General features: G+C 38.1%; 7 protein-coding genes. 4 read left to right on the top strand and 3 right to left on the bottom strand.

Annotation, left to right across the window (positions count from 1 at the left end; translation table 11 throughout):
• Together AC1DND_RS09325 and AC1DND_RS09320 are read left to right on the top strand one after the other, a co-directional pair.
• Window positions 1-611, top strand: a 611-nt coding sequence (locus AC1DND_RS09325) for a radical SAM protein (protein WP_477581042.1), incomplete at its 5' end; no start/stop codon positions are given.
• Between the two features lie 144 nt (window positions 612-755).
• Window positions 756-1,628, top strand: a complete 873-nt coding sequence (locus tag AC1DND_RS09320; protein WP_477581040.1) for an ATP-grasp domain-containing protein — start codon at window positions 756-758, stop codon at window positions 1,626-1,628.
• Between the two features lie 335 nt (window positions 1,629-1,963).
• Here the strand turns inward: AC1DND_RS09320 and AC1DND_RS09315 are convergent, their stop codons facing one another.
• The 3 genes from AC1DND_RS09315 to AC1DND_RS09305 form a co-directional block, all read right to left on the bottom strand.
• Window positions 1,964-2,476, bottom strand: a complete 513-nt coding sequence (locus AC1DND_RS09315) for a CAP domain-containing protein (RefSeq protein ID WP_477581038.1) — start codon at window positions 2,474-2,476, stop codon at window positions 1,964-1,966.
• 147 nt (window positions 2,477-2,623) lie between these two features.
• Window positions 2,624-5,176 carry an ATP-dependent Clp protease ATP-binding subunit gene (locus AC1DND_RS09310; protein ID WP_477581036.1) on the bottom strand — a complete coding sequence of 851 codons (2,553 nt, stop codon included), beginning with the start codon at window positions 5,174-5,176 and terminating at the stop codon, window positions 2,624-2,626.
• A gap of 546 nt (window positions 5,177-5,722) precedes the next feature.
• Window positions 5,723-6,220, bottom strand: coding sequence for a BLUF domain-containing protein (locus AC1DND_RS09305; RefSeq protein WP_477581034.1), 498 nt, complete (start codon window positions 6,218-6,220; stop codon window positions 5,723-5,725).
• Window positions 6,221-6,748: 528 nt separating this feature from the next.
• On the opposite strand from AC1DND_RS09305, the gene AC1DND_RS09300 reads away from it, so the two are divergent.
• On the top strand, window positions 6,749-9,673 hold the full coding sequence (locus AC1DND_RS09300; RefSeq protein ID WP_477581032.1) for a SusC/RagA family TonB-linked outer membrane protein: 2,925 nt from the start codon (window positions 6,749-6,751) through the stop codon (window positions 9,671-9,673).
• A 17-nt stretch (window positions 9,674-9,690) separates the two neighbouring features.
• On the top strand, window positions 9,691-10,292 hold a 602-nt coding region (locus AC1DND_RS09295), incomplete at its 3' end, for a RagB/SusD family nutrient uptake outer membrane protein (protein ID WP_477581031.1).

Below are 10,292 nucleotides of genomic sequence, written 5' to 3'. Positions count from 1 at the left end.
AAATAGCATTGGCCTATAAGCAGCCCATTGGTATGATTACCAAAAATTCGCTTATTCTTCGCGATCGGGATATTCTACAAGAAATGGCGAAGTTGAATCTCTGCATGGTTTATGTTTCGATTAATAGCTTAAACGAAGATTTACGGCAGGTAATGGAACCCCGAACGACAACTGCCAAACAACGGTTAAAGGTGGTAGAGGAATTGAGTAAAGATGGAATTCCTATGGGTGTTATGGTTGCCCCTCTTGTTCCTGGTTTAAGCGACCATGAAATTCCTAAAATTCTAAAAGCTGTAGCCAATGCCGGTGCGCTAAAGGCAGGCTATACCGTTGTACGACTAAATGGAGCTATTGGGCAGATATTTGAAGATTGGCTGCGCAAAAACTTTCCTGATCGTTTTGATAAAGTTTGGCACATGATTCAGAGTTGCCATGGTGGGAATGTTAACGATAGCAGATTTGGCGACCGGATGCGTGGAGATGGTAATATTTCGCAAATGATCAGGGATAATTTTAGACTCCACTGTCGCTTAAATGGCTTAAATGTAAAGGATATAATTTTAGACCACTCTTTATTCAAGATTCCGAGTAATCAGGCAAGTCTGTTTTAAAAAATTTTGAGGAGAAAGCCCCTCAGCGCTCAGGGCCGTGGTTTTATCATCACGGCCATCTCAAAGTTTTTTTCACGATTTGTAATCGCGACGCTTTGAACCGTAGATTTGTAATCCACGTTGATAAAACTTAGTTTTAACGCCATGAACATTGCATTAGTAACTTATCTGGATAAAGGAGCTTATGATAGCGCCACTGTTGAAAACGAAGATGATAAACTCCTAAATTTCCTGAAAGAAAAAGGACTCAATATTGAAAAAGTAATCTGGAACGATGAGCACATTAAATGGGAAGATTATTCGCTTGCCATTYTAAAATCGCCATGGGATTATTTTGACCTGATTGAAGACTTTTACAGCTGGCTTAATCATTTGGAAGCAAAAAATATAAAATTGCTTAACCCCATTGAGGTAGTGAGGTGGAATGCAAACAAACAATATCTGCAGGAGATTGAAGCTGCCGGATTAAAAATTACACCTAGTTTTTTCATTCAAAATAAAGAAAGTGTAAATCTTGAGCATTTCTTTGAGAAATTTAACACCAATAAGTTAATTGTAAAACCCTGTGTGAGTGGTGGTGCAAAAAATACATTTAAGGTAACTGCAGATAATGTGAACGAGGTTAACCAAAAATTAAATCTCCTTATTCAGGATGAAGATTTTATCATTCAGCCTTTTCTACCAGAGATTCTGGAAAGTGGTGAATGGTCTTTCATTTTCTTTAATGGAGCGTATAGCCATTCGTTAATCAAACAGGCCAAACCTGGCGATTTTAGGGTACAGCCAGCGCATGGTGGCTCTGTGCATCCGCAAAAACCGAGTGAAGAACTGATTGCTATAGCACAACAATATGTAACATTATTTGCTAAAGATTGCCTTTACGCACGGATTGATGGTACTTTCGCTAATGGAGATTTTTTGTTGATGGAACTGGAATTGATAGAGCCTTTTCTGTTTTTGAACACCGAACCCGAAAATTATGAACGGTATTACAAGGCTTTAGCAGATTTGATGTAAAGTTTAGCATCTTCGTCATTCTCGCGCATGCGGGAATCTTAAAACCTGAGTTCGATTATTAAATTGTAAAAATAACTATCAGACAAGGTTTATTCCTAATCTTATCGTCATGCTGAACTTGTTTCAGCATCTTTTTTGGCAGGAAAGACCCTGAAATAAATTCAGGGTGACGACCGACTTAACTCAAAACTAGGTTTAGATAATCAAATCAGTATTTAATTATCGAACTCAGGTTTAAAGCGCATTAAGATTCCCACCTGCGTGGGAATGACGCCTGGATTTTAGAATCTGTTACTGGTAAACGAAGTCGAGATGTCGATCGCTATGGTTTTCTTTTATTTAGCTGCAAAGACCTGAACCCAGTAATTATCCGTTTTAGCTGCTCCCATTTCTTTGAAAGCGGCATTCATGATATTTTTACAATGATCTTCACTTTTTATCCAATCGTTAAAAACCTGCGCCTCCGTGGTTTGGCCAACAGCAATATTTTCACCAATGGTTGTCCAATTGTAGCCAGTAGCTTTGACCCGAGCGCCGACGTTATCACCATTGGCTGATGTATGTGTTAAGGTTTTTATAGAGGCCATGTACTTACTGTGACCAATAGCAGCAGTGCTTAAATTTACGCTCCAGGTTAGTGCTCCAACAGGAGGCATAACAGTTGTTCYGCAATTGCAACCGGCTAAACGGGTGTCGTTTACTAATTTTAACAAGGCATCGTTATTGATATTAGTTGTACTAGAAAGTACCGGAGGATTGTTTGTTCCTGCCGGATCATCAGTTCCTTTTTTACAGGACAAAGTACAACATAACGCTAAACAGGCTAGTGAAAAGGTAATTAGTTTCATTAATAGGGAATTGTTTAAGGAAAGGTACGATGATTTTCTTAAAAAAAATTAATTTGTACCCGTCTTTTTCACACACCAAGAACAACTAAGCGTTACCGAATATATTTTAAGCAAAAAAACTCCTGATTTTCATCGGGAGTTTCTTATTTATTTACTTGAAGAATCTTCTTCTTGTTTTGGCTCTTCTTTTTTCTTTTCGCCTTTTTTGTGATTGATCGAAATCAGTTCGGTTGTTTTATCGTAATCGATTTCTAAAACATCACCTTCGGCCAGTTCGCCTTTAAGGATCTCTTCAGCAATTGGATCTTCTAAATATTTCTGAATTGCTCTTTTTAACGGACGAGCACCAAAATTACTGTCAAAACCTTTATCAGCAATATATTCTTTAGCATTATCAGTTAATGCAATTTCATAACCAAGGGTATGAACGCGACCGAATAAAGCTTTTAACTCGATATCGATAATTCTGAAAATTTCGTCTTTACCTAAGCTATTGAATACCACTACATCATCAACACGGTTTAAGAACTCAGGCGCAAAAGCACGTTTTAAAGCACTTTCGATTACACCACGACTGTGAGAATCGGCCTGGTTTGTTTTTGCTGCTGTAGAGAAACCAACACCTTGACCAAAATCTTTTAGCTGACGGGCACCAATATTAGAAGTCATGATGATGATTGTATTTCTAAAATCAACTTTACGACCTAAACTATCGGTTAATTGTCCTTCATCCAAAACCTGTAATAAGATATTGAATACATCAGGGTGAGCTTTTTCAATCTCATCCAATAAGATTACAGCATAAGGTTTTCTTCTTACTTTTTCAGTTAACTGTCCACCTTCTTCGTAACCTACGTATCCTGGAGGCGCCCCCACTAAGCGCGACACTGCAAATTTCTCCATATACTCACTCATGTCGATCTGAATCAAAGAATCATCACTATCGAACATGAAACGGGCCAATTCTTTCGCCAATTCTGTTTTACCTACGCCTGTTGGACCTAAGAAAATAAATGAACCGATTGGTTTTTTAGGGTCTTTTAATCCGGCTCTTGTACGTTGAATGGCTTTGGTTAATTTTTTGATCGCATCATCCTGACCGATAATTTTCTCAGCCACCTTATCGTACATGTTCAACAGTTTTGCACTGTCTGTTTGTCCAACACGTTGTACCGGTATACCAGTCATCATCGAAACCACTTCGGCTACATTATCTTCTGATACCTCGTAACGTTTAGTTTTGGTTTCAGCTTCCCACTCTGCTTTAGCTTTATCTAATTCTTCAATTAAATTTTTCTCTGTATCGCGCAGTTTCGCTGCCTCTTCATATTTCTGGCTACGTACAACCTTGTTTTTCTCTAATTTGATATCTTCGATTTTAGCTTCGATATCAATAATGTTCTGAGGAACGTGGATGTTGGTTAAGTGAACACGTGAACCTGCTTCATCTAAAGCATCAATGGCTTTATCTGGCAAGAAACGATCAGAAATATAACGCGATGTTAAAGTAACGCAAGCTAAAATAGCTTCATCAGTATAAGTTACACCGTGGTGTTCTTCGTACTTATCTTTAATGCGTGTTAAAATCTCTACAGTTTCATCCGGTGTAGCTGGCTCTACCATCACTTTTTGGAAACGACGGTCTAAAGCACCATCTTTTTCAATGTACTGACGGTATTCATCTAATGTTGTGGCACCAATACATTGAATTTCGCCCCTTGCCAAAGCAGGTTTGAACATATTGGATGCATCTAATGAACCCGAGGCCCCACCAGCTCCAACAATGGTATGGATCTCATCAATAAATAAAATTACATCAGTAGATTTTTCAAGCTCGTTCATCACGGCTTTCATACGTTCCTCGAACTGGCCGCGGTATTTTGTACCGGCCACCAATGATGCCAAATCTAATGTAACCACGCGTTTGCCAAAAAGCACACGCGAAACTTTACGTTGTACAATGCGTAGGGCAAGGCCTTCTGCAATTGCCGATTTACCAACTCCCGGCTCTCCAATTAAAATTGGATTGTTCTTTTTTCTGCGGGATAAAATCTGCGATACACGCTCAATTTCTTTCTCGCGGCCTACAATAGGGTCTAAACGACCTTCTTCAGCAGCTTTTGTTAAATCACGGCCGAAGTTATCCAAAACAGGGGTTTTAGATTTTATATCTGAAACCTTTTTAGGTGTACTAAAGCTTTCTTCTTCGCGATAATCGTCATCGCCTCCTGTAGAAGCACTGTTTGAGATATCATCTCTGAAACCATTTTTATTCACTTCAACCTCCTGTTTAAAAACATCGTAAGTAACACCATACTGCAATAAGATTTGGGAGGCGATGTTATCATCATCTCTCAAAACCGATAACAGCAAATGTTCGGTACCAATTAAATCGCTTTTAAATATTTTGGCTTCTAAGTAAGTGATTTTTAAAACTTTTTCTGCCTGTTTTGTTAATGGAATATTGCCTAAGTTTACTGTAACACTCGAAGTACCGCGAACGGCATCTTCAATTGAGCGGCGCAATTTACCGGTATCAACCCCTAACGATCGTAAAATTTTTATAGCCATGCCATCGCCTTCGCGGATGAGGCCCAATAATAAATGCTCGGTTCCGATGTAATCGTGCCCTAAGCGGAGCGCTTCCTCCCTACTAAAAGAGATTACATCTTTAACCTGTGGTGAAAATTTTGCTTCCATAATACCTTTCTTAACAGCTACGTCCCTAAACTATAAAATAACTTTATAAAAACGAACGTACTGTTTTCTTTATTTTATCAACAATTGCGCCATATGGGTGGATAAAGAGGCTTTTGAATGCCTGAGAACCCAAAATTCAATGTAAGATTATCGTTTCGATAAATATTATTTTATTTATATCTATCTACGTAATAAGTGTTCTAAAGGTTTTAAAGGGACATTTGCCAAAAACATCCGGTTATAGATATTTTATTGTCGGTTTATTGTAAGGATTTTTTCGCTATCAAAAACTGACAATTTGTATCTTTTTACTTAGGCAATTTACAAGTTTTGACAGAAAAACAAAAAGAACGTGACATCATTTAACAATTTCATTAGATAAAAATCAACAAACTATCCGATCAATCCTACCTATTATTACCCTATTACGAAGTTAACTGTAATTAGGTTGTTTTTGTTTTCTAACATCGTAGTTTATTGTAATCCATTTATCATAAAATAAGCCTATCTTTTAATACAGAAACCAACTACAGCGCTTTAGTCGTTTCAACCATAAAGCGCTTCGGCAAATTGATGTTTATTATTTGATGATAACTTCTGTAAAAACTGTAACGGGACATCGGCAACACCAAGTTTATCACATTTTGAAACTACATCATTTAAATCGAAATGACCAGATAGCGATTGATAAAGTTCTCCATCAGTCTGCTCAAATCCCGTACTCCAATCTGTAAAATAACGCTGCTCATATTTGCCAATTTGCAGTAAAACAACCGATTCATGACGTTCGTCATTTACGATTTTGTTAAAAAGTCTGCGAATGATCCGTTCATCTCCCTCAAGTAATTGCATAAATCTCCCTTTACTCTTTGTAATCTGCAGACCTCTTACATATAATAATATCCCAGTAATGTTATTCCGATTATTAAAATCTCTGCACTGATTAAGCAAGGCTTTAAGTTCATCATTGTTAAACGAACTGCTCTCTATGCTTGTATAAATTAAATAAAAAATGGGTTTTAAAACTTCAATCTCTAATTCCATAAGGTAATTAACGCTAAATTTTCTGTTTTTCCTAAAACGCGCCTATTATCTGATTATTTCCACAACAATTCTAGCAAAACATGATCTTAACGACTCAAATTAAACAAAAAGATCACCAAAAATCTATTAATTGCCCTAATACACTAATAATCTAAAAAACAACAAGCATATCTCTTGCTTTTATTTTAGTTGCCAAAAAAAACTCATCTCTTTTTCTTTATAATGTATTACCAAACCAAAGAGAAGCAAACGTTTGCGCTTAATAATATCGGCAATATAAGCATACAATATTTATCACCCTTCAAAAAAGGCTCAAATAGTAAGCACACCATCCGTTATATACAATTTAAAGCAAACGTTTGCGCTGCATTCGCGGTTTGATCTTGACTTTTATGGTTATAGTTTAGTAATAATCATTTTACTAAAAAGTATATTATTAATGAACCTAAGAATAACTTTTAGCCCTCCCTAATCTGATTAATGCTCCTCAACAGATAACAAAACAGTAACTAATCTAACCTAAAAAACATGAAGAAAATTCTTTTAATGATTTCCTTTATTGCGTGTATTTTCGTAGTAAAGGCACAAAACCGTACTATTTCTGGTACGGTAACCGACAGTAAAAAACTCCCGCTTCCGGGAATTACCGTGACCGTTCTGGGCACAAAAACTGCCGTACAAACAGATGCAAACGGAAAATATACGATTAGCGCTGATAATGAGAGTACCCTGGAGTTTAAAGCCCTAGGTTTTACCACACAAACCATTAAAGTGGGCACAAATACTGCTGTAAATGTTTCTTTAGTAGATCAATCTACTGAGTTAGACGCCGTAACAGTTGTAGGGTATACCACAAAGAAGAAATCAGAAATTTCGAGTGCAGTAACTACCGTAAGTGGTTCGCAGCTTAATGATGTAACTTCTGTAAACCTCGGCAACCTGCTACAGGGTAAAGCGCCTGGTGTGGTGGCGAGTTCTGCTTCTGGCGACCCTACTGCTGGCTCGAATGTAGTGGTACGTGGCGTAGGTAGTATTAATGCCGGTACCGGGCCACTAATTGTAGTTGATGGAAACATTGGTGGTACGTATAACCCGGCCGATGTGGATAATATTACCATATTGAGAGATGCCGCAGCCACAGGTTTATACGGATCGAGAGCTGCCAATGGCGTTATTATTGTAACCACCAAAAAAGGAAAAGCGGGAGAAACCAGATTCAGCCTAAACTCAACCATTGGCATTGCCAAGGCTACTACAGGTAACTTTAAGCTAATGGATGCTCAACAACTTTACGATTACCAAAAATCTTTCTTTACTACTCCGCCAGCTGCTTCGGTACTAAATACCAATACCGATTGGTGGAATGAGGCCTTTAGAACAGCAATGGTAAATAACCACACGTTAACCGCATCTGGGGGGAGTGAGAAAACTCAATTTTATATCTCAGGCAACTATTTTAAAGAAGAAGGAACTTTAATCAACAACGATAAAACACAATATAGTTTAAGGGCTAACCTTACCTCACAATTGACTAAAAAACTAAAATTAACGGCTTTGTTAAGCGGAATTGTAATCAATGATAATTATAACCCTGAAAGTGCTGTTTATCAGGCTTATTTAAATATGCCATACGATCCTGCTTATAATGCGGACGGCAGTCCAACTGACCCACGGAGTATTCCTTCCTGGAAAGGTAGAGACCGCTCAAACTTTTTGCAGAGCTTGCAATACAATTATTCAAAAGCAAGAAGTTATACCACAACAGGTGATATAAACCTGGATTATGACATACTCAAAAACCTAACGGTTTCTAGTTATAACAGGGCCACCATTGCCAACGGCAGATCGAGCAATTATTATGACAGAAGAAGTCAGAGTGGCGCAACAAACCTGGGAACAGTATCTTTAGGTAATACTTTCTCTACTACACTTTTATCATCGAACAGAATTAAGTACAACGTAAATTTAGGTAACCATAGCCTGAGCGTTTTAGGTGTTGCGGAGATAGAAGGTTATAAATATGATGAAAGCGGAATTACTGCCAAAGGTTTGCCAGCCGGATTGGATGCCATAAATACAGCAACTGATATCACCAATAAACCCACAGGAAGATATGATCAGTATCAAAATATAAAATACCTTGCGCAGGCCGACTATAGCTATCAAGGCAAGTATTACTTAGTAGCTTCTATAGTAAATGAATACTCTTCGCGATTTGGGAAAAACAATCCCGCCGCAACTTTTTATCAGGCAGGCGCATCGTGGATTTTATCTAACGAAGATTTTTTAAAGAGCAATACCACACTTACCTTTCTAAAATTACGCGCCAGTTTTGGTACTACTGGTAATCAACGTTTTACCACGAACGATAGCCCTGATGGTTTTTATCAATCGTTGGGACTATATAATTTAAATGCAGGAGCTTCATACAATGGTCAAACAGGTGCCTTCCCTACCCAAATTGCCAACCCGGATTTGACCTGGGAAAAATCGAGAGCCTACAATTTAGGTCTGGATTTTGGATTATTTAAACGTATCGACATTACTATTGATGCCTATGACAAACGCAACTCTGATCTGCTATTTGCCGTTCCACTTCCTTCAACAGTGGGTTATGGAAGCATTAGAAGAAACATAGGTGCGGTAAGAAACAGAGGCATTGAGCTCACTATCAACGCTAAAAACATCCAGCAAAAAGACTTTAAATGGGAAACCAGCTTTAATATGTCTTTTAACCGCAACAAAGTTATGGAGTTAAATCAAGGCTTATTGGTAGTAAACACCAGTACCCAGCCAATAGCTTTGGGTCATGATATGGATGAATGGTACATGCAAAAATGGGCAGGGGTAAATCCGGCTGATGGCAAACCGCTTTGGGAAAAATTAGACGATCTTACTGGTGTAACCAGTACTTATAACCAGGCTACCAGACAATATACAGGTAAATCGTCAGCGCCAAAGTTTAGTGGCGGATTAACCAATACATTGGAATATAAAAACTTTACCCTTTCGGCTTTCTTAAATTTTGTATATGGCAACTGGGTATATAACGATAGCCGTTTCTATTTCGATAACGACGGGGTGTACGAAAGTTATAATCAACAGGTATTACCTAAAGGTTCGGTACGATGGACAACACCTGGCCAAACCGATGCAACCCATCCACAGGCTAAATTCGGCGGTAATCTTCAATCGCATCAAACCTCTACCCGCTTTTTAGAAGATGGAAGTTATTTAAGATTGAGAAATGTAACCGTAGGATACAATTTACCTACCACTTGGTTAAAAAAGGCCTCAATAAATGCAGCCCGCTTGTATGTGAGCGGCGACAACCTATTTACGGCCACCAAGTTTTCGGGTGTAGATCCTGAAGTTGATCTTACTGGTGGTATTTCGTCTTTCAGATATCCAACCAGCAGAAGATTTGTTTTTGGCGTTAACCTAACATTCTAATTATTAATAAGATTATCATGAAAATATACCATAATCACATCATAAAATTCGCCATTGTAGCCAGTGTTATTCTTTCTGCATCTGCATGTCGTAAAACTTATTTCCCCTCTGATAAAGCGGAAGATAGTGGGTTATTAACTACAATCGAAGGTAAGCGTACGGCCACCTTAGGTAATTATGCTACCCTAAAATCATTAAACTACGAAAATAATTACCATTGGCTAGCCGAGCTCCCTTCTGATGAAGTAGCTCAGGGGCAAAACTCATCAAGTGATGTAACCAATTTATATAAGTATACCCACCTGGTAAATTCTGCCAATGCAACTGCTTATTTCCAGCAAGCCTATTATGTTGCATCTGCAACAAATAAAATCATTAAGCTTATTCCAGATGGTTCATCTGCTGATTTACTGCAAATTAAAGGTGAAAACTTATTCCTAAGGGCGATGTTGCACTTTAACCTGGTACGCATGTTCGGAAGGCCTTATGCACAGAACCCTACCACCAATGCTGGAGTTCCAATTTTGAGCGAAACGGTAAGTGAAACCGACGCTGCTATAATCAAAAGAAGTACAGTTGCCCAAGTTTACGATTTTGTAATTGCTGATCTATTAAAAGC

It is taken from the genome of Pedobacter sp. 01N416, from assembly GCF_056399685.1.
Note: the sequence above shows the minus strand (reverse complement) of the source record. Positions and strands in the feature narration are given on the sequence as shown.